Source organism: Pseudomonas sp. G1002 (assembly GCF_013385455.1).
In the GTDB taxonomy this organism is placed as follows: Bacteria; Pseudomonadota; Gammaproteobacteria; order Pseudomonadales; family Pseudomonadaceae; genus Aquipseudomonas.
Window position 1 is genome coordinate 175,488 of sequence record NZ_JACAPY010000029.1, and the last position, 20,244, is coordinate 195,731.

Genomic DNA, 20,244 nt, shown 5'->3' on the forward strand with positions numbered 1-20,244 from the left:
GATTGTTATTGGGTGTGGAGATTCAGTCCGGCAGGTTGAACGGTGTGACGATCTGTACCTGTGACGGCGCAATCGGCCCAGCCTTCCACAGCCGATGAAATTGCAGGATGTGCAGAAACACATGGCGCGCATCGATCTGCAGGTTGTGATCGATAATCGCGGCGACTTTTTCTTCAGCCAACAGCTGGCGATTCTCTTCGTCGAGGTCGTGAGCAATAAACACGTCCAACGGGCGATCCAGAGCCGCAAAGGCGTCGACAATTGCCCGGTTGCCACCGCCGACGCTGTACACCGCCTTCAGTTCGGGATGCTGCTTCAACGCATCGGTGACCCGGGCAAATGTTCGGTCATACACGCCGTACCCACCGCTGATATCCAGTACCCGCAGGTGCGTCGCACGGCCGCGCAGCCACATGCGAAAGCCCATTTCGCGTTCTTCCTCGCCCCGGAACAATTCGCTGCCAATCACCACCGCCACTTCCTGGGGTTGGGGTGACAGCCAGCGGGACAGGAGGTACGCGGCGGTTTGTCCGGCGGTGCGGTTATCCATGCCTACGTAGCCGATGCGCTCGCTGTGGGGCAGATCGGTGACCAGGGTCACCACCGGAATACCTGCGGCCGCCAGGTGCTTGACCGCCAGATTCACCGCCGGCTCGTCCGCGGCCTTGAGCACCACACCCTGGCTGCCGGTCTCGAGGCAGCGCAGCAATTGGTCGTGCATCGCCTGAGGCTCGATCTCTTCGAACACATGAAACCGCGGGGCGATACGAAACGGTGCCAGGCTGCCCAGTTGGGCGGTGATGGCGGCCTGCACCGCCGCACTGAAGCGCTTGGGCGTGTGCATGATCACATCGACATGAAAGGTACGGCCTACTGCCAGGCCATTTTTTTCCTGGGATTCCAGCTCATCCAGAGCCTGTTCGATACGCCGCCGGGTTTGGGCGTGCACGCTGCCGCGCTCATGCAAGACGCGATCGACTGTCGCCTTGCTGACGCCCGCCTGGGTGGCCAGTTGCTTGATGGAAAAGTGTTTAGCGCGTTCGAGCATGCTGTTGGACCTGAGGTCTTTTTGAGGTTTTTTTGAGACTCGTTGAGGTGACCGCAATGCTAGTCTCAGTTTTGCCCGGCGTCGAGCCCGGCCTTCAAAACAACAAAAACCCAGGAGACCCCGATGCCTTCAACCGACCTCAGCCATACCTTCAAAGGCCAATACTTTGTCGTCACCGGCAGCACCCAGGGATTGGGGGCTGCCGTCGCCCATACCCTGGCGCGGCGCGGTGCTGCCGGCCTGATCATCTGCGGACGCCGTCCGGACCAGGGCCAGGAGCAAGTACGGCAGTTGGCAGCGCTCGATTGCCGCGCGGTGTTTGTCCAGGCGGACCTGGAACAGATTGGCGACTGCCGCGCCGTGATCGAGGCGGCCCGTGCCCACTTCGGCACCCTCAACGGGCTGATCAACTGCGCCGGGATGTCGGATCGCGGCACCATTCTCGACACCTCCCCCGAACTGTTTGATCGACTATTTGCGGTCAATGTGAGGGCGCCGTTTTTCCTGATGCAGGAAGCCTTGAAGCTGATGATCAGCCAGAGGGTTGAAGGTGCAGTGGTCAATATCCAGAGTGTCACCGGCCACGGCGGGCAATCGTTCTTGAGTGCCTACGCGGCGTCCAAGGGCGCTCTCGCGATTCTGACCAAAAACGTGGCGTTCAGCGCCCTGCGCAACCGGATTCGGGTCAACGGCTTGAACATCGGCTGGATGGACACACCTCACGAGGATGAAATCCAGCGGCACTACCACGGTGCCGGGGATGGCTGGTTGGAGGCCGCCGAAGCCGAGCAGCCCTTCGGCCGCCTGCTCAAACCTGAAGAGGTGGCCCAGAGCGTGGCATTTCTATTGTCACGCGAGTCGGGAATGATGACCGGCACGGTGATCGACCTGGAGCAAGGCGTCATCGGCTGTGGCGACGGCGGCACCCCACGCCCCGATCAGGCCCTGAGCCTGGTGGAGGGTGCGTGATGCCTGCCTTTGTCAGCGCCGACGCAGTGCAACTGGAAGATTTTCACTCGATCTGTGCCCAGCAGGCGGCTGCCGAGGACTACCCGCACTGCGCCGAAGTGTGCAGCAACATCCCGATCTATCAGGCCCAGGCACTGCGCAACGGCGATCGTCACGCCGTGCTGGACGAACTGCATCGCCTGTTCAGCCAGGGGCCGGGAGTGATGGTGGTGCGCCAGGGCTACGCCGACCTGGACGTGGTCGACCGTCACAGCCAGGTATTCGAAGCGATCTTTGCCCAAGAGGCTGCGCAAGGTGTGGCCGCCGACCACTTCGCCAAGGCCGGCAGTAACGGACGTATCTGGAACTCATTACAGAAGGCCGCACTGCAGTCGCCGGCATCCTTTGTCGAATATTACGCCAACCCACTGCTGGGGTTGATCGCACAAGCCTGGCTCGGCCCGGGCTACCAAGTCACGGCCCAGGTCAACGTGGTGCACCCCGGTGGCCAAGCCCAGCAACCGCACCGTGATTATCACCTCGGGTTCCAGACCATCGACGTGGTGGAGCGCTTTCCGTTGCCCCTGCACACGCTGTCCCAATACCTCACGCTGCAAGGGGCCGTGGCCCACAGCGACATGCCCCTGGAAACCGGCCCGACCCAACTGCTGCCGTTTTCCCAGCAATACCCACTGGGCTACCTGGCCTGGAGGCGCACTGAATTCATCGAGTACTTCCAGCAGCATGCCGTGCAATTGCCGCTGAACAAAGGTGACCTGCTGTTCTTCAACCCGGCCCTGTTTCACGCCGCTGGCACCAATCGCACACCGGACCGCCAGCGCATGGCCAACCTGCTGCAAATCTCCTCGGCGTTCGGCAAAACGATGGAGGCTGTGGACCGCGACCGGATGATGCTGGCGCTGTACCCCTGCCTGTTGGAGCGCCTGGCGGACAACGTCATGGATGGCGAGGCGCTGCACGCGGTGATCGCCTGCACCGCCGATGGCTATTCCTTTCCCACCAACCTGGATACCGACCCACCCTTACAGGGCCTGGCTCCGCAAACCGGGCAGCAACTGATGTTGCAGGCACTGAACGAACGCTGGCCCTGCGAGACCTTTGCCGAACGCGTTGCGCAACTACACGCCAAACGCCAAGGCTGAGGAATGTTTTCAACGTCTTTCAAAACAACAAAAAAACGGACTGACACCATGAAAAAACAGCTGCTGACCTTGCTCCTGACCCTCATCGTTACCCCGCTAGCCCTCGCCGAGACACGCATCGGCGTCAGCATCGCCCAGGTGGACGACGTGTTCCTCGCCCAGATGCGTGACTACATGGCGGCCCACGCCAGGGACCTCACCGACGTGACCCTGCAATTCGAAGACGCCCAAGGCGATGTGGTGCGCCAACTGAACCAGGTGCAGAGCTTTTCTGCCCAAGGCATGGACGCGATTATCGTCAACGCGGTCGACACCGCCGCCACCCAGAAAATGACCGTAAATGCCCAGCAGGCGGGTATCCCGTTGGTGTACGTCAACCGTCGCCCGGACATCCCGGTCCTGCCGGCCGGGGTGGGTTATGTCGGCTCGGACGAGATCAAAGCGGGCGAGATTCAGATGCGCTACCTCGCGGAAAAAATGAACGGCAAGGGCAACCTCGCAATCATGCTCGGCTTGCTCTCCAACAACGCCACCCACAACCGCACACAGGGCGTGAAAAACGTACTGAAGGATTACCCCAACATCCATATCGTCGAAGAACAAAGCGCCGACTGGCAGCGCAGCAAGGCCATGGACCTGATGAACAACTGGATCGTCTCGGGCAAGAAAATCGACGCCGTGGCGGCCAATGCCGATGAAATGGCTATCGGTGCCGCGATGGCGATTACCCAGGCCGGTATGCACCCTGGCAAGGACATCCTGGTGGGCGGCAGCGACGGCGGACCCGCCGGCCTGGATGCGATCAAAAAAGATCTATTGGTAGTCACGGCCTATCAGGACAACAAGGGCCAGGCCGTCGGCTCGATTGACCTGGCGCTGAAGATGATCAGGAAGCAGCCCTACACGGCGGAGCTGACCATTCCCTATCAACAGATCACCAAGGACAACTATCAGGCCTTTCTCACCCCTTGATTGTTATCAGCCCAGCGCCAAGCAGACCGGCCAGCCCCGACAAACAGAGCACTCCCACTCCATAAGCGAGGGTGCGCCAGGGCTGGCGGCCGCTCAGATACATCACCGTATGCATCACACGGGCAGCGGTGAACAGACAGAACAACCCCGCGGTAGCGGTGCCTGGCGTTTCCATCGCCAGGCACAGGCCACCCAAAATGAAGAACAACGGAATATTTTCCAGATCATTGGCCCAAGCCTTTTCGGCCCGGGAGACTTGCGGTAACTCCTGGGGATTCGCATCGCGATGGAAGAAAGCTGCATCCTCGTGGTTAGTGAATGCACGGAATCTGAGTCGAAAGAAACCCTGGTAACAGGAGATCGCCAGCATCTTCAAGAACAGCACCAGTACGCACAACGCATAAACCTCCATCACCGGCCCCCTGAAGGTTCGCGGAACCCGTTGACCACGATATACAGCAGCGGACCGATGGATACGAAAACCGCCGTTACCAGTAAATAGGGCAACACCGACGCCAGGGATTTGCCCCTGGCCCGCGCATCCCGGTACATCCATACGCCCGCCAAGGCCGCCATCAGATACAAGTCAATCACCACCTGGGCAGTATCCGGCCTCGATATCAATTCACGTCCGAACGCCATGAGCGATTGTTCGGCGATCAGCATCGTGATCAATGTGTACAGGGCAAAAGCCAACAGCCCGGCCAGGGCAATCCAGGGTCTGCGCATGTTCTCCTCCTTGGAGACAACGGTTCGGGAAGCTGCACATTAGTGATAACGTCGTTCCCCTCTCAATGACCTCGAAGGTCATCGACACCACCGACCCGCACGGCCAGAGTCAACCCATGAGCAGCCAACCTTTCCCCCGCGCCAACCCCGACACTACCGCCGGCACGCAACTGCGCGTGCTGCGTCGGCACGCCAGATTGAGCCAGCTGGAACTGGCGCTGATCACCGGGGTTTCCCAACGCCACCTGAGCTGCATCGAGACCGGGCGCGCCAAGCCGAGCCCGGGCACCTTGCATAATTTGCTGATGGCGCTGGAGGTTCCGCTGGAGCAATGCAACAGCGTGTTCCTCGCTGCCGGCTTCGCCCCGCGCTATGAGGCAACCCCGCTCTCCTCGCCCTCCATGGAGGCTATTCGCGAGGCAATCAGCCATGTGCTCCACGCGAACAATCCTGCACCGGCGATCGTGCTGGGCAGCCACTGGGAAGTGCTCGCCGCCAACGCCAGTACCCAGGTGCTGTTCGAGCTGGTGGGGATCAAACCGGAGGCGGCTGATGGGCTGAATTTGCTGGTCACCCTGCTACAGCCTGGCGGCCTGGGTGATCATTTGATCAACGCTGACGAAATCCGCACCATCGCCTGGCAACGGGCGACGCGCGAGGCGTTGGGCAACTCCGAACTTGCCAGGCTTCTGGACAGCCTGCCGGCCCCGCAAAGTACCGAAGCCTTGGTCAATGAACCGCCGCCACTGGTGCTGACACGCGTCAACTCCCCTGAAGGTGAGCTGAACTTCATGTCGACCTTCACCACCTTCGGCATGCCTCAGGACATCACGGTAACGTCGTTGCGCATCGAGCATTTGATTCCGGCGGATGCGCAGACGTGGCAGGTGATGACCGCGGCGTATGAGCGGTCATTGGTGAGGTAGAAAGCCGCGGCGGGGCCATTAGTTATTTGTCGTATTTTGCCCGCCATAGCTATTGGCGCGGCTCTTGGAGGAGGAGCCGTTGCTGTATTGGGTATCTTGCCCGCCGTAGCTATTGGAGCGGCTCTTGGCTGAGGTGCCGTCGCTGTATTGAGTGTCTTGCCCACCATAGCTGTTGGAACGGGTCTTGGCCGAGGTGCCGTCGCCGTATTGGATATCCTGCCCGCCATAACTATTGGAGCGGCTCTTGGAGGAAGTACCATCGCTGTATTGGGTGTCTTGCCCACCGTAGCTATTGGCGCGACTCTTGGAAGAGGTGCCATTGTCGTATTCGCAATCGGACCCACCATAACTGTTCGCCCTGCACGTCTCGGCAACCGCTTGGTAAAGCGGCGCAGCCAACAAAACCGTGCCCAGCAAAACGACCTTAAGCTTCATGTTAATTCCTTGTAGAGGTGGCGATACGCTATTACAGACTGGAAATTCTGAACTTAGTTTCCAGCGTTCTGAAATGCGCTCGCGCGAGCCGACGTGGCAACCCTTTGCCAGCCCCGGCAACTCTTGGCCTGCGCCCTGCCCCGGCAATACCACCCAGCCCGCGCCGCACAAGGCATGCAGCACATGGCCCGGGTTTTGCTCTGTTGCGGCTACCAATAAGGGAGCGGCACCATGATAGGAAGCACGACAAGTCTGTTAGCGCTGGGACAGAAGACTTTTACACAATCCATGGAAAACGGCACCCTGCGGGCCGGGAGGATTGAAGTCACCAACGCCACGCCCGAGATCAAGACCAAGCTGGAAGCCAGCTATCAGGAGCAAGTGCGCTCGACCGCGCAAACCGTTGCCACCGCCAGGGCCAACCCTTCATGGGCGACCTTCGACGATAAAGGCAACGCCGTCGAACTGCCCGATGTTCAGTCACTCAGCAAAAGCGACGCCACCCATGTGGCCAACGGTCTTCAGTACCTGCTCGATATCGGGCGCCTGGACGGCAAGACTGTCACCGCGAAAAATGGCGACCAGTCGACCGATAACATCGCGGTCTACAAAGACTGGCTCCAGGCCCACATCGGCGTTGATGTACAGGCCTGAGACGGTTCACACCATCGGCACGGCAATCAGCAAGATCGCCGTGCCATGGGTGGCCGTCGCCGCCACCACACCGTAGCGCATCCGCACCAGCCCGCAGGCCACGCCTTCAATCAGGGTAAAGGCCAGCACCGGCCAGCCCAGTTGCGTCACGCTCAGGGCCAGAAATGAATGGCACGCCGCAAACGCCAGCCCGCTGAGCAACGCCGCACGCAGCGGCGTAACGTGCTGTTCGAGATAGCCCTGCAGGAAGCCGCGAAACAGCACCTCTTCCAGCGCATTGGCGCAGTAGGCAAGCACCAGCATGCCCATCAGCCAGGCCCAGTAAACCGGCTCAATGCCTTGATACAACCGCAATGGCAGGCCGATCAGACACCCGGCCCCGAGTCCCACCGCCAGGCCCGCCCAACGATTGCCCTTGAACAGCACCGTCAGTTGCCACAACTCCGGTGCCAGGCGCGCGAGCAGCGCAATCAGCCCAAGGGATAACCCGCCCAGCGCGGCCAGCACCCACGGGTTGGCCGTGAACTCGATCTGCACCTCGCGGCTCAGCGACCACATGCCCAGTGGCGTCATCGCATCGCGCATCAGCACAAAGGCCAGCAGCAGGATAACGATGCGCAAGCCCGGCAATGTTTTTGGCGTGAGACCGAACCACAGGCCAAACAGGATCAGTCCTGGGAGCAGGTAGATTCCATAATGGACCAGTACCGCAAACGCCTCGGCGATCACCCGGTTTCAGTCCCGTGCCACGGCGATCATGTCGATTTCCACGGCCGCGCCCTTGGGCAATTGCAGCACGCCCACCGAGGTGCGCGTATGGGATCCTGCGGCCCCCAGGATCTCGTTCAACAGGTCCGACGCACCGTTGGCCACTTCGCTTTGCTGGTCGAAGTCATCCGCGCTGCGCACGTACACATTGATCTTGAGGATCGCCTTGACCTGGTCCAGCGAACCCAGCGCCTGCTTGAGCAACCCCAGGCAACGCAGTGCGCTGACGCCCGCGGCAATCTGTGCGTCGGCCAGGCTGAGGCTTTCGCCGACCTTGCCGGGCAACACGATGGCGTCACCCACCCGCGGAATCTGGCCACTGATGTAGACGTGATTGCCGTCCCTCAGCAGCGGCGTGTAGTTGCCGCCGATCTTGAACTCGTTGAGTTGATAACCCAGGCGCACCATGGCCGCCGCGTACTTTTGATCCGGTGTCATTTTTTGTTTTCCTCAGTCGTTGCGAATCCACGCCATGAAGTTGCCGGCCACAGCATAGCCATGTGCCATTTCCACGGGAAGTGCCGACCGCTATTTCGCAAGTGATACGACAACCAATACTGGCAAACAGCGCTTATCTTCTAGCCAAGAACAAATTTCACTTTCCTTGATCCCGGTAAATACGGCATGGTTGTACGACGACTTAAAAACACAGCCCGAGTCGTCCCGGTACCCACAACAACAAGGAAACACCCATGCAAAACGTCAAGGTTCTGATTGGTTTTCTGTGCCTGTTCAGCGGCTACGCGGCCGCCGCGCCCGCCGCAAGTGACAAGGATGTAGCCGCTGCGGTCGATCACCTGACCCAGGCCATGCTGCACAAGGACATCCCGCAACTGCAGGCCCTCACCGCGAACAACCTCACCTACGGCCATTCCAGCGGCAAGGTCCAGAACAAGCAGGAATTTATCGCCGACATTGAAACCGGCAGAAGCGGTTTCAAGACCCTGGAAATGCAGAAACAGACCATCACCCTCAATGGCGACACCGCCCTGGTGCGCAACCACTTTTCCGCGCAGGCGGTGAACAGTGGCGTCGAGGTGCCCACCGAAATTGAAAACTTCCAGGTCTGGCAGAAGCAGAAAGGCAAATGGCTGCTGATCGGGCGCCAGGCCTACAAGTTCTGAGTCCCGCCTGGATCGTTCCCACGCTCTGCGTGGGAATGCATCCGGTGACGCTCTGCGTCACTATCGCGCAAATCTACAGCGGGACGCGGAGCGTCCAAGGCGGCGTTCCCACGCAGAGCGTGGGAACGATCCGGCCCCCTAGCACGCCTCCACCGCCCAGCGCACTTTCACCAACGCCTCGCGCAGCACCTCCCGGTCCACCGACCCCAGCGCCACTCGCAAGGCATGGGGCACGTGGGCCGAGACGGCAAACGGCTCGGCGGTGGACACCGAGATATTTTCCCGTGCCAGCGCCATGGTGATCTGATCGGCGCGGGCATCTTCCGGCAACGGCAACCACAAGAAATACGAAGACGGATGGCGGATAACATTCAAGCCCGCCAACACCTCATCGGCCACCGCCTGGCGCGCCTGGGCGTCCTTACGTTTTTGCGCTTCAAGCTGCAGCACCGTGCCGTCATCGATCCACGCGACGGCGACGGCGGTCATCACCCCCGGGGTGTTCCAGGTGGTGGCCATGACCGTACGTTCCAGCGCCGCCATCCACGGCAACGGCGCAGCCACGTAACCCACCCGCAGGCCGGTGGCGACGCTCTTGGACAGCCCCGACACGTAAACCGTGCGTTCCGGCGCCAGTTCGGCCACGGGCGGTGGCGCGTCCTCGGCCAAAAACGCGTAGGCAGCATCCTCGATCAGGATCAGGTCATGCCCACGGGCAATCGCCACGAGGTGCTCGCGCTGCTCCATGCTCATCACCCAGCCCAACGGGTTATGCAGGGTCGGCATGCTGTACACGGCGCGTACCGGGCGCCGGGCGCAGAGTTGTTCAAGAAAGGCCAAGTCAGGGCCCGTCGCGGTCACCGGGATCGCGACGATTTCCAGGTGCAGCGTCTCGGCCAGCACCTTGAACCCGGAATAGGTCAACGCATCCACCGCCACCACATCGCCGGGCTTGAGCAGCGACATCATGGTCACCGCCAGCCCATGCTGGGCACCGCTGACGATCAGCACCTGCTCGGCCTGCACCGTCAACCCACGACTCAGCAGATGACGCGCCACCGCTGCCCGCTCATGCAGCCGACCGGCGTGAGGCTGATAGCGCAGCAGCGCCGCCAGGTCGCCGGACAACGCCAACTGGCGCAATGCGGTGCGCAGCAGGTCGGTCTGGCCCGGCAGCGACGGGTAGTTGAAGTTGAGATCGATCATGCCCGCCGCCACCGCGATCTGGCCGACGCCCTGCCCTGGCGACAACGCGATTTCCCGCACAAAGGTTCCGCGCCCGGTTTCACCACTGACCAGGCCCATGGCCTCCAGCTCGGTGTATACCCGGCTGGCCGTGACCAGCGCCAGGCCATGGCTGGCGGCCAACTGGCGGTGCGTTGGCAACCGGGTGCCCGCCGCCAGCGCGCCCGAACGGATATCCCTGGCGAAGGTGTCCACCAATGTCTTGTAGCGGGCGCGGGGCATAGGCGATGTATCCATGACAATTTTTTGATTGTCTTGATAGTGAATCATAGGATGCGCAGGACGCAACTTATCCCTATCGAGCCCTACACCCATGGAACGAACCACCCACCTCAACACCCGGGAAAACAACGCCAGCGGCTGGATCAACGGTTTGATCGGCGTGGTGATCTTCAGCGGCTCGCTGCCGGCCACGCGCCTGGCGGTGCTGGAGTTCGATCCGGTATTCCTGACCGTCGCCCGCGCCACCATCGCCGCCCTGCTCGGCCTCTGCCTGCTGTGGCTGTTCAAGGAAAAAACCCCGGCCCGCAGTCAGTTGCTGCCCCTGGCAATCGTCGCGCTGGGCGTGGTGATCGGCTTTCCTTTGCTCACCGCACTGGCCTTGCAGTACGTCACCAGTGCCCATTCCATCGTATTTGTCGGCCTGCTGCCGTTAGCCACTGCGGTCTTCGGCGTATGGCGCGGCGGCGAGCGGCCCAAGTTGGTGTTCTGGCTGTTTTCGATCCTGGGCAGCCTGCTGGTGGTGGGCTACGCGGTTGCCCAGGGCCTGAGCGCCGCGCCCGCCGGGGATTTGCTGATGCTGTTGGCAATCCTGGTGTGCGGCCTCGGTTATGCCGAAGGAGCCAGGCTCTCACGCACCCTGGGCGGCTGGCAGGTGATCTGCTGGGCGCTGGTGATCTCGCTGCCGATTGTGGCCCCGCTGACGGCGATCCTCGCCCCGGGCACTTTCGTGAGCATCAGCCTGCCGGCCTGGCTGAGCCTGGCCTATGTGTCGCTGTTCAGCATGCTGATCGGGTTTGTGTTCTGGTACCGCGGGCTGGCCCAGGGCGGCATTGCCGCCGTCGGGCAATTGCAGTTGCTGCAACCGTTTTTCGGCCTGGCACTGGCGGCCACGCTGCTGCATGAGCAGGTGAGCCTGGGCATGCTGGGGGTGACCGTCGCGGTGATTGCGTGCGTGGCGGGGGCCAAGAAGTTCGCCCGCTAGCCATCAGCGCTCAGGCGCAACCATCTTGAACTTGATGACAATCGCATTGGACACCACGCTGTCCGCCCACTCCCCCGCGCCGATCCTGAAGTCATCGCGCTTGAGCACGAATTCGCCGTCGAATATGCCAATGCCGCTCTGCTCCTTGAGGGCCACCTTGACCTCCACCGGCCGGGTCTGGCCCTTGAGGGTCAGGTTGCCGCTGAACAGGTAACGGTTGTCGCCCAGGTCAGTGATGTGGGTCGAGGTGAAGGTGCCCACCGGGTAGGTGGTCATGTCGAACCAGCCGGGCTTGGGCAGCTCGGTGTTGGCGTCGTCGCTGCCGGCATTGATGCTCGGCAGCTGGATGGTCAGTACGGTGCTGGCGGCAGCCGGGTTTTGCGTGTCGAAATTCAGGGTCGCCGAATAGGTGCCAAACGTGCCGTACACCTCTTGGCCCATCTGGTCATAGGTGAAGCTGATGGTGCTGGCCGTCGGATTCACGTCGGTGTATTCCACGGCGTACGCGTTAGACAAGGTGGCGAAGGCAAGGAAGACCGCTGGCAATCGAGATTTCATGGGATTCTCAACCGGGAATGAACACGCTGTGCACTGCTAACAGCGTAGGCGCTGGATTTATTCACGCGCCTGGCATTAGGCTCGTGCCTCGACGGAACCCAAACAACAAGGAGCCACGATGCCCGCGCTTTCCCTGCAAGACACCACCGCCCCCGAAGGCGTCTGTTATGGCTGCGGCAGCAGCAACCCCCACGGGCTGCACATCAAGAGCCGCTGGGACGCCGACGGCATCCACGTGATCGCCGAGCACCAGCCCGACGCCCGATACAGCGGCTGGCCAGACCTGGTCTATGGCGGTCTGATCGCGATGCTGGTGGACTGCCACTCGAACTGGACCGCCATGGCCTACCACTACCGGGCCGAGCAACGCGAACCCGGCAGCCTGCCGCGTATCGACTGCGTCACCGGCAACCTGGGAATCAAATTCATCAAGCCGACACCGATGGGCGTGCCGCTGACCTTGCGCGCGAAAGTCGAAGGTGACGTGGGGCGCAAAAGCCGCGTGGTGTGCGAGGTGTACGCCGATGGCGTGCTGACGGCGATTGGCGATTCGGTCTTCGTGCGGGTCGACACCGGGCAACTGGCCGCCGCGGCCCATGGCCGGGAAGCCTGATACTGGTCTACATTCAGTCCCACCGCTAATCGAGGACGCTACCGATGACTCGTCTGACCGCCAAAGACTTCGCCCCTGAACTGCTGGAGCTTTACGACGGCTACGCCCACGGCAAGATCAACCGCCGGGAATTTCTCGACCGCGCGGCGCTGTTCACCTTCGGCGGGCTGACGGCCTCCGCCCTGCTCGCCGCCCTGAGCCCCAACTACGCCCTGGCCGAGCAGGTGAAATTCACCGACCCGGAGATCGTCGCCGACTACATCACCTACCCGTCACCCAAGGGCAACGGCACGGTGCGCGGCTACCTGGTGCGCCCGGCCAAGGCCAGCGGCAAGGTACCGGCGGTGGTGGTGGTGCATGAGAACCGGGGGTTGAACCCGTATATCGAAGACGTCGCCCGTCGGTTGGCCAAGGCCGGATTCATTGCCCTGGCGCCGGATGGCCTGACCTCGGTGGGCGGCTATCCCGGCAACGATGAGAAAGGTGTGGAGTTGCAACAGAAAGTCGATCCCGAGAAGCTGATGAACGACTTTTTCGCGGCCATCGAATGGTTGATGCACCACGATGCAAGCACCGGCAAGGTGGGCATTACCGGGTTCTGTTATGGCGGCGGCGTGACGAATGCGGCGGCCGTGGCTTATCCGGAGCTGGGTGCGGCGGTGTCGTTTTATGGGCGCCAGCCGGAAGCCAAGGATGTGCCACGGGTCAAGGCACCGATCATGTTGCATTACGGTGAGCTGGATACGCGGATCAATGAGGGCTGGCCGGCGTATGAGAAAGCGTTGAAGGCGGCCGGCACGACCTATGAGGCGTTTATCTACAAGGGCGCCAATCACGGCTTCCACAACGATTCGACGCCGAGGTATGACGAGGCGGCGGCGAATCTGGCGTGGGAGCGGACGTTGGGCTGGTTCAAGAAATACCTGGTGTAACCCGCCCTCCAAAACACCACCCAACTCATGTGGGAGCGGGCTTGCTCGCGAAAGCGGTGGATCAGTCAAACATCTGCTGACTGACACACCGCTTTCGCGAGCAAGCCCGCCCCCACAGGGGACTTTCAGCTTTCTTGAGGTCAGTGCTCCAGCGCATACCGCCGGCAATGATTCAAATACCCTTCCTCATGGCTCCCCACCAACTGCACCACACTGGTCCACAGCCACGAAGGCGCATCCAGTTGCCTGGAGCGGCTCTCTTGCAACTGCGCCATCCAGTCCTTGCGCGTATCCCGGTCCATCTGCCGCGCATGGGCTACGCCGACCACCCGCGCCAGGTACCCGGCCGCGTGCATCGCATCAATCTCGCTCAGCTCATCCAGTTCCAGCTTCATGTCCTGGGGCAGCAGTTCGCGGATGAAAAACCCGTGATCCAGAAACCGCGTGGCCAACATTCGCTCCCCCAACGCCGGTGACAGGTGCCGCGCGCCCTCCACCACCCGCCGGCCGTTATCCCGAGGCATTTTTGCCCGGGCCGCACGCGGCGCCGCAGCGCCTACCGCTTCCTTGATGTCGAGCAGGCAGTATTCCTGATCAGACTTGTCCCCTACTCCCAGCAACACCGCATAACGCAGCAATCCAAGGGAGCTGCAACCCTTGACCCAATAAGCCGAGTCCAGCAGCTCAACCTCGGCGTCGTTGGAGCGGCCTTTAAGCGAAGTCACCAGCCGGTGGATTTCATCCGACGCGCACAACGTTTCAAGGGCTGATTTTTCCGCCCGCGACAACGACCAGAAATGCTTGCCCAGCGGAATCGTCGGCCGGGTGTTTTCAATACGTTCGCGAGCCAGATTCTTCCAGGTGCGCTCCACCGCACTGCGCATCCCGGCCTTGACCTGGGACGGGCGCGGTGGTGCCTCGTCGGGCTTGTCCTTAAACGCCTGCGCGTAGCCCACCATCATCTCTTCAAGCATGCGGGCGGTGGTCACCCCCGGCAGGTCCGAACCCCGCGCAGCGGTGGCCAGGGACAAGGCCAGGCGCACCAGGTCATGGGCCGGATTGCCGATCACCGCCTGGTCAAGGTCACGGATATGCATGTCGATCCGGCCCTTGGTATCGCCCGTGGGCCCAAGGTTACCGGCGTGGCAGTCGCCGCAGATCCAGATCGCCGGCCCGTGGGGCAAGCGCCGGCCGCGCTGGCTGTGCAACCACTCGTAAAACTGAACCGTACTGCCCCGCACATAGGCGTGGGCGGAGCGCGCCATCTTCAGGTTGCGCAGTTGCGTGAGGTGGGGCATTCGCGAAGAGGGACGCGGAATTTTCATAGAAGTACTCGTCGTGGAGATACGGTAGAGGCTGGCCCGCGACAAATGTTTCATTTTGTTTCAGAGGATTCTATTAATAAGCCACGCCAATCAATCCCACTGCAATCGGTCTTTCTATTCCTCCCGTCCCCGGGACTAGCATCGGGTCAACTCGATGCAGCGAGTCACAACCCTAACTGCACACATCCCCAAACACTGCCGCCCTAACAAAAGAGATAACGCAGATGAATGAAGTGATGAACACCGCACCCGCCAAGATCAACCTGGTCAAGGCCCGAGGCTCGCTGGTATGGGACGATCAGGGCAAGGAATACATCGACTGTACCGCCCAGGCCTGGTCGAACAATTTGGGGGCCAATGACCCCCGGGTGGTGGAAGCCGCCGTTGCGCAATTGCGCGAAATGACTCACATCCGCCCCAACTTTGGCTCACCGGCCCACACCCGGCTGGTGAAGAAGCTGCGGGAAGTCTCCCCGGGCGCCCTCAACCAGATGGGCTTTGCCCTGCATGGCAGCCTCGCCGGTGAAATGGCGATGAAACTGGCTTTCAAGAACCGCCCCGGCGCACAGAACCTGCTGGTGCTGCAGGACGGCTACCACGGCCGCTCCCTGGCCACCCTCGGCGCCAGTTGGCCGCACCCGAACAATCCGTTCCTGGCGATCCAGCCACGTTTCACCCGCGTCCCCCACCCCAACCCGTACCGCACGCGCCTGGGCATGGACCCGGAAACCGAGTCGCAGCTGTGCCTTGGCCTGCTGGAAGAAACCATCCTCAAGGGCGTCGACGGTGGCGTGGCAGCAGTGATGATGGAACCGATCCAGGGCAATGGCGGGCATATCGAGTTCCCCCGCTCCTACTACAAAGGCGTGCGCGAGATCTGCGACCGCCTCGGCGTGCTGCTGATTTTTGATGAAGTGCAGACCGGTTTCGGGCGCATGGGGACGATGTTCGCTGCGGACTATTACGACGTGCTGCCCGACATCATCGTGTTCGGCAAAGGCGTCGGCGGCGGCTTCCCGCTGGCCGGGATCCTCGCCGATGACAAGCTCAAGTGGTTCGACGAAGGTGAAGAAGCCCTGACCTTCGGCCACTTCCCGGTCTCGCTGGCCGCCGGCTACGCCACGGTGGAAGCGATCGTCGCCGACAACCTCTGCGAAAAGGCCCGCGACTCCGGCGACTACATCACCGCACGCCTCAAGGACATGCAAACCCGCCACCCGCTGATCGGCGACGTGCGCTGCCCCGGGCTGATGGCGTCCATCGAGCTGGTCAAGGACCGCACCACCAAGGAACCGGCCTGCCGGGAATCCCAGGAGGTGTATCGCCTTGGGGTGGAGCGCGGCGTATTGTTTGGCGAAAGCCGCTACGCCGGGCTGGGTAACCTGATCAAGGTCAAGCCTCCGCTGGATATCGAACGCCCGTTGCTGGCCAAGGCCCTCGATGTGCTGGACGAGGTGATCGGCATCATCGAGGAGCAACGGCCATGAGCACATTCGTTGAAAACACCGTAACCGCCCCGCCGAATGCCCAGGCCCCGCTGTCCAGCGACGACGCCGACCTGGCCAGCCTCGGCTACGAGCAAAAGATGCACCGCACCATGAGTTCGTTCACCTCGTTTGCCCTGGCCTTTTCCATGGTCTCGATCAACACCGGGGTGGTCACGCTGTTCGCCGACCCGTTCAACCGCGTCGGCGGTATCGGCATCCTTTTGTGGCTGCTGGTGATCCCGCTGGTGTGCTGCATCGTCATGGTCTACTGCCACCTGGCCGGGCGCATTCCGCTTACCGGCTACGCCTACCAATGGTCCAGCCGGTTGGCGGGCAATCACTTCGGCTGGTTTACCGGCTGGGTCGCGTTCACCTCGTTTGTCGCCGGTACAGCCGCCACCTCGGCGGCCATCGGCACGGTGTTCGCGCCGGAGATCTGGGCCAACCCGACACAGGGCCAGATCCAGGGCCTGAGCATCGGTGCCACGCTGGTGGTAGGCCTGCTGAACATCTGCGGGATTCGCCTGGCCACGCGGATCAACGACATCGGCGCGATCATCGAAATCATCGGCACGGTGCTGCTGGCGATTGCGTTGTTCTTCGGGGTGTTTTTCTTCTTCGAGCACACCCAGGGCGTGGCGATCCTGACCTCCGCACAACCGGTCAACGGCGGCACCCTCAGCTTCACCACCCTCGCCCTCGCCACCTTGCTGCCGGTCTCGGTGCTGCTGGGCTGGGAGGGCGCCGCCGACTTGTCCGAAGAAACCAAGGACCCACGCCGCGCCGCGCCCCGGGCGATGATTCGTGCGGTGCTGGTGTCCAGTGTATTGGGCTTCGTGGTGTTCGCCTTGCTGAGCATTGCGATCCCGGGGTCGGTCAGCGAGCTGCTCAGCCACAGCGAAAACCCGGTGATCAATATCGTGCGCCTGCAACTGGGCAACGCCGCCGGCGTGGGCATGATCGTGATCGCCTTCGCCTCGATCCTCGCCTGCCTGATCGCCAACATGGCGGTGGCCACGCGCATGACCTTCGCCCTGTCCCGGGACAACATGCTGCCGGGCTCCAAGGTGCTGGCGAAGATCAACCCGCACTTCGGTACGCCGGTCGCCGCCATCGTGCTGATCACCGCCATCGCCGTGCTGCTGAACCTGGCGAGCGGCGGGTTTGTCACGGCGATCTACTCGATGGTCGGCCTGACCTACTACTGCACCTACCTGCTGACGCTGATTGCCGCGTACCTGGCCTATAAAAATGGCCGGATGCCGGGGGCGCCTGCGGGTGTGTTCAGCCTGGGCAAGTGGTTGTTGCCGATGATCGTCCTCGGCGGCCTGTGGGCCATCGCGGTGATCCTGACCCTGAGCGTGCCCGAAGAAAGCCACACCGGCGCCATCACCACCGGGGTTACACTCGGGGTCGGCGTGCTGTGGTGGTTGTTTTCGCTGCGCACGCGCCTTAACAATGGCACCGCCGGGCCGAGCGGCAAATTGCTCGACCACTAGCCGCTGATTGCAGCCAAACAACAAAACCCCGGGCGCCGGGGTTTTGTCTTGTCACCGTCAAGGAGCTTCCCGATGTTTGAACAGGCCAGTTGGCTCAATCAACCCCAGCAATGGAGCCAAGAAGGCCAGTGCCTCAAGGTGCGCACCGATGCCAGCACCGATTTCTGGCGCGAAACCCACTATGGTTTTGTGCGCGACAACGGGTATTTCCTGTTTGTTGAAACCGACGGCGACTTTACCGCCCAAGTCAAAATCCACAGCGCGTTTACCCACCTGTATGACCAGGCCGGGTTGATGGTGCGGGTGGATGAAGCGCATTGGGTGAAGATCGGTGCAGAGCTGTCCGACGGTGTGACGCTGTTGAGCAGCGTATTGACCGATGGCGTGTCGGACTGGGCCACCGGTGTGTTCCCGGGTGATCCCGAGGCGTTCTGGATTCGCGCCACCGTGGCCAAGGGCGTGCTGCGCGTGCAGGTGTCGGTGGATGGTGTGAGCTGGCCATTGGTGCGCCTGGCGCCGTTCCCCGTGGCTGCGTCGTATCGGGTGGGACCTTATTGCTGCACGCCGGAACGTGGCGGACTGGAGGTGGAGTTTTCCGAGCTTCAGGTAAGTGCGCCCAACGGCAAATCCCTGCACGACCTGTCCTGACTAACCCCGGCTGCTCGCCACTTCCATCGCCAACTCGGCAAAGTTGCGCGCCGCCACACTCGGTTGTGGCGGCAAGGCGACCGCCACTTCACACATCGGCATATCGCTGATCACCGGGAAGGCCAGGCCGGGCCGCGCATAAAAGCGTGCAGTGGACAGCGCGGTGATACTGATCCCGCGCTCCGACGCCACCGCCTGCAACTCGGTCTCCACCGTCGAAGCTTCATGGACGATCCGCGCCGGCTGGCCATCGCGGTACGCGTCGGCGGTCCAGAAACTGCGCCACACGCCCACTCCCGGTGCAGCAATGATCGGCTCATCCAGCACATCGTAGATGCTCACGCTGCTCTCCCCGGCCAACCGGTGGCTGGACGCCAGGCACGCCACGCAGGGTTCGGTCACCAGAGTGTGCAACTCGATGTCCGGCAGGCCCAGTGGCGGGCGCAGCACCGATACGTCCATGCCCTCGTCGATCCCGGCATGGGGCGAGCCGAAGTCATACTCGCGCACCACCAGTTCGATCTCCGGGTAGCGCTTGGCGAACACGCTGAGGATTTGCGGCATCAAGTCCACACCCGCGCCGATCAGGAAGCCGATATTCAATGAGCCGCGTACGCCGCGTGCATGTTCGTGGGCGGTGCGTACCAGGCGGCTTACGCCATTGACGATTTCCCGCGCCTCTACCAGCAAGGCCAGGCCGGCTTCGGTCAGTGCTACGTTGCGGGTGTTGCGTTGGAACAGTTGTACGTCCAGCAGCGCCTCAAACTGGCGGATGGTCTGGGACAGCGCCGGTTGCGAGACATGCAGGCGGGTCGCGGCGCGCACGAAGCTGAGCTCCTCGGCCACCACCACGAAGGCCTTGAGTTGACGGATGTCTACGCCGGAAGTTTGCATTGCAGCCTCTTATGATCAGTGGCAGACCGAGTGGGAGAATAACCTGTGGCGAGGGAGCTTGCTCCCGTTGGGTTGCGCAGCGACCCTGAAACCATCCGCCGCGTTCTTGCTGAACTAACACCGTCGCTTCTTTGGGGCCGCTACGCAGCCCAGCGGGAGCAAGCTCCCTTGCCACAGCGTCGACCCAACCTCAGTGCATGGCCACTTCACGCAACCACGTCTTGAACGCCAGCATCGCCGGCGTCTCGGCCCGTGACTGCAAGCGCGTCAGCCAATAACTGCCGGTGGTGATGCCGATCTCGAACGGCTGGCGAATCACGTCCGTCGCCAACTGCCGGCTGAACATCATCGCCGGCGCCAGGGCCACCCCCGCCCCTTGCAGCGCCGCCTCCATCATCGCCAGGGACGAGTCGAAAACGATACTGCGCGGCACCAGCGTGTCGGCTGGCAATCCCGCGGCCTGGAACCATTGCGTCCACTCATCCGCACGATATGAGCGCAGCAGCGTGTGCTTCAACAGGTCCGCCGGAGTCTGCAATTGCCGAGCAAGTTGCGGCACGCACAGCACCGTCAGCGGCGCCTCCAGCAATTGGCACGCCTCGGTGCCGTGCCACGCGCCGGAACCAAACCGGATTGCGTAATCCAGGCCTTCGGCCGCCACATCGACGCGGTTGTTGTTGGTGGACAGGCGCAAGTCGATAAACGGGTAGCGCGCCTGGAAATCCGCAAGCCGCGGCAACAGCCAGCCCACCGCAAAGGTGCCCACCGCGCCTACCGTCAATACTTCGCGGTAATGCCCACCTTCAAACTGGCCTAAGGTTTGAGCTATCCGGTCGAAGGATTCGCGCAACACCGGCAGCAGGGTCTCGCCCTCGCTGGTGAGCATCAGGCCCCGGGGCAGGCGTTTGAACAGCGTGACATTGAGCTGCGCCTCCAGGCTTTTCACCTGGTGACTGACCGCCGCCTGGGTGACGCACAGTTCAATCGCCGCCCGGGTAAAACTCAAATGCCGCGCAGACGCCTCGAAGGCTCGCAGCGCGTTGAGTGGCAAATGGGAACGGAGCATGGCTTG

The 20,244-nt window shown here is 62.1% G+C and carries 23 protein-coding genes; 12 read left to right on the top strand and 11 right to left on the bottom strand.

Features of this window, described 5'->3' with window-relative positions; genetic code table 11:
* Window positions 1–22: 22 nt before the first annotated feature.
* Window positions 23–1,048, bottom strand: a complete 1,026-nt coding sequence (locus tag HX801_RS20240) for a LacI family DNA-binding transcriptional regulator (RefSeq protein ID WP_003215111.1) — start codon at window positions 1,046–1,048, stop codon at window positions 23–25.
* Between the two features lie 123 nt (window positions 1,049–1,171).
* Between HX801_RS20240 and HX801_RS20245 the strand changes: the two genes are divergently transcribed.
* Genes HX801_RS20245 through HX801_RS20255 form a run of 3 tightly spaced genes read left to right on the top strand, consistent with a single transcriptional unit; the run spans window position 1,172 to window position 4,131 of the window.
* Complete coding sequence (locus HX801_RS20245) at window positions 1,172–2,017, top strand: SDR family oxidoreductase (protein ID WP_177022608.1); 846 nt, start codon at window positions 1,172–1,174, stop codon at window positions 2,015–2,017.
* Window positions 2,017–3,159: a phytanoyl-CoA dioxygenase family protein gene (locus HX801_RS20250; protein ID WP_003215107.1), complete on the top strand. Its 1,143-nt coding sequence runs from the start codon at window positions 2,017–2,019 to the stop codon at window positions 3,157–3,159. Before HX801_RS20245 ends, HX801_RS20250 begins: the two co-directional genes overlap by 1 nt.
* Before the next feature lie 48 nt (window positions 3,160–3,207).
* The gene (locus HX801_RS20255; RefSeq protein ID WP_003215106.1) at window positions 3,208–4,131 is read left to right on the top strand and encodes a substrate-binding domain-containing protein; all 924 of its coding nucleotides are present in this window, start codon (window positions 3,208–3,210) and stop codon (window positions 4,129–4,131) included.
* Here HX801_RS20255 and HX801_RS20260 read toward each other — a convergent pair.
* Complete coding sequence (locus tag HX801_RS20260; RefSeq protein WP_003215104.1) at window positions 4,121–4,543, bottom strand: MAPEG family protein; 423 nt, start codon at window positions 4,541–4,543, stop codon at window positions 4,121–4,123. The two genes, HX801_RS20255 and HX801_RS20260, sit on opposite strands and share 11 nt — an antisense overlap.
* A complete protein-coding gene (locus HX801_RS20265) occupies window positions 4,543–4,860 on the bottom strand; it encodes a DUF2834 domain-containing protein (protein ID WP_003215101.1) in 318 nt (105 codons plus the stop codon). Before HX801_RS20265 ends, HX801_RS20260 begins: the two co-directional genes overlap by 1 nt.
* Before the next feature lie 116 nt (window positions 4,861–4,976).
* Here HX801_RS20265 and HX801_RS20270 point away from each other — a divergent pair, with 116 nt between their 5' ends.
* A complete protein-coding gene (locus HX801_RS20270) occupies window positions 4,977–5,786 on the top strand; it encodes a helix-turn-helix domain-containing protein (protein WP_177022609.1) in 810 nt (269 codons plus the stop codon).
* Between the two features lie 18 nt (window positions 5,787–5,804).
* On the opposite strand, the gene HX801_RS20275 is transcribed toward HX801_RS20270, so the two are convergent.
* Window positions 5,805–6,221 carry a hypothetical protein gene (locus tag HX801_RS20275; RefSeq protein ID WP_003215097.1) on the bottom strand — a complete coding sequence of 139 codons (417 nt, stop codon included), beginning with the start codon at window positions 6,219–6,221 and terminating at the stop codon, window positions 5,805–5,807.
* Between the two features lie 288 nt (window positions 6,222–6,509).
* Here HX801_RS20275 and HX801_RS20280 point away from each other — a divergent pair, with 288 nt between their 5' ends.
* Window positions 6,510–6,875, top strand: coding sequence for a hypothetical protein (locus HX801_RS20280; RefSeq protein ID WP_003215095.1), 366 nt, complete (start codon window positions 6,510–6,512; stop codon window positions 6,873–6,875).
* 6 nt (window positions 6,876–6,881) lie between these two features.
* Here HX801_RS20280 and HX801_RS20285 read toward each other — a convergent pair whose 3' ends face one another.
* Both HX801_RS20285 and HX801_RS20290 read right to left on the bottom strand, forming a co-directional pair.
* On the bottom strand, window positions 6,882–7,604 hold the full coding sequence (locus tag HX801_RS20285; protein ID WP_003215093.1) for a CPBP family intramembrane glutamic endopeptidase: 723 nt from the start codon (window positions 7,602–7,604) through the stop codon (window positions 6,882–6,884).
* Between the two features lie 6 nt (window positions 7,605–7,610).
* Complete coding sequence (locus HX801_RS20290) at window positions 7,611–8,081, bottom strand: RidA family protein (protein WP_003215091.1); 471 nt, start codon at window positions 8,079–8,081, stop codon at window positions 7,611–7,613.
* A 254-nt stretch (window positions 8,082–8,335) separates the two neighbouring features.
* Between HX801_RS20290 and HX801_RS20295 the strand changes: the two genes are divergently transcribed.
* Window positions 8,336–8,767, top strand: coding sequence for a nuclear transport factor 2 family protein (locus HX801_RS20295; RefSeq protein ID WP_003215089.1), 432 nt, complete (start codon window positions 8,336–8,338; stop codon window positions 8,765–8,767).
* 138 nt (window positions 8,768–8,905) lie between these two features.
* Here the strand turns inward: HX801_RS20295 and HX801_RS20300 are convergent, their stop codons facing one another.
* Entirely contained in the window at window positions 8,906–10,234 is a 1,329-nt protein-coding gene (locus tag HX801_RS20300; RefSeq protein ID WP_177022610.1) for a PLP-dependent aminotransferase family protein, read from the bottom strand.
* Window positions 10,235–10,325: 91 nt separating this feature from the next.
* On the opposite strand from HX801_RS20300, the gene HX801_RS20305 reads away from it, so the two are divergent.
* Window positions 10,326–11,216: a DMT family transporter gene (locus HX801_RS20305; protein WP_102369215.1), complete on the top strand. Its 891-nt coding sequence runs from the start codon at window positions 10,326–10,328 to the stop codon at window positions 11,214–11,216.
* Between the two features lie 3 nt (window positions 11,217–11,219).
* Here HX801_RS20305 and HX801_RS20310 read toward each other — a convergent pair whose 3' ends face one another.
* Window positions 11,220–11,774, bottom strand: coding sequence for a YceI family protein (locus HX801_RS20310; protein WP_087695009.1), 555 nt, complete (start codon window positions 11,772–11,774; stop codon window positions 11,220–11,222).
* Between the two features lie 118 nt (window positions 11,775–11,892).
* Here HX801_RS20310 and HX801_RS20315 point away from each other — a divergent pair, with 118 nt between their 5' ends.
* Window positions 11,893–12,387, top strand: coding sequence for a PaaI family thioesterase (locus HX801_RS20315; protein WP_087695007.1), 495 nt, complete (start codon window positions 11,893–11,895; stop codon window positions 12,385–12,387).
* 44 nt (window positions 12,388–12,431) lie between these two features.
* Complete coding sequence (yghX, locus tag HX801_RS20320; RefSeq protein ID WP_177022611.1) at window positions 12,432–13,319, top strand: YghX family hydrolase; 888 nt, start codon at window positions 12,432–12,434, stop codon at window positions 13,317–13,319.
* Between the two features lie 140 nt (window positions 13,320–13,459).
* Here yghX and HX801_RS20325 read toward each other — a convergent pair whose 3' ends face one another.
* A complete protein-coding gene (locus HX801_RS20325; protein WP_177022612.1) occupies window positions 13,460–14,644 on the bottom strand; it encodes a DUF2252 family protein in 1,185 nt (394 codons plus the stop codon).
* Between the two features lie 224 nt (window positions 14,645–14,868).
* Between HX801_RS20325 and HX801_RS20330 the strand changes: the two genes are divergently transcribed.
* The 3 genes from HX801_RS20330 to HX801_RS20340 all read left to right on the top strand — a co-directional run bounded on the left by HX801_RS20330 (window position 14,869) and on the right by HX801_RS20340 (window position 18,278).
* The gene (locus HX801_RS20330; protein ID WP_087695004.1) at window positions 14,869–16,131 is read left to right on the top strand and encodes an aspartate aminotransferase family protein; all 1,263 of its coding nucleotides are present in this window, start codon (window positions 14,869–14,871) and stop codon (window positions 16,129–16,131) included.
* Window positions 16,128–17,630 carry an APC family permease gene (locus HX801_RS20335; RefSeq protein ID WP_177022613.1) on the top strand — a complete coding sequence of 501 codons (1,503 nt, stop codon included), beginning with the start codon at window positions 16,128–16,130 and terminating at the stop codon, window positions 17,628–17,630. The genes HX801_RS20330 and HX801_RS20335 overlap by 4 nt, the downstream gene beginning before the upstream one ends.
* Window positions 17,631–17,702: 72 nt before the next feature.
* Complete coding sequence (locus HX801_RS20340; RefSeq protein ID WP_177022614.1) at window positions 17,703–18,278, top strand: DUF1349 domain-containing protein; 576 nt, start codon at window positions 17,703–17,705, stop codon at window positions 18,276–18,278.
* On the opposite strand, the gene HX801_RS20345 is transcribed toward HX801_RS20340, so the two are convergent.
* Window positions 18,279–19,172: a LysR family transcriptional regulator gene (locus HX801_RS20345; protein WP_003215068.1), complete on the bottom strand. Its 894-nt coding sequence runs from the start codon at window positions 19,170–19,172 to the stop codon at window positions 18,279–18,281.
* 190 nt (window positions 19,173–19,362) lie between these two features.
* Window positions 19,363–20,238, bottom strand: coding sequence for a LysR family transcriptional regulator (locus HX801_RS20350; protein ID WP_003215066.1), 876 nt, complete (start codon window positions 20,236–20,238; stop codon window positions 19,363–19,365).
* Window positions 20,239–20,244: the final 6 nt, after the last annotated feature.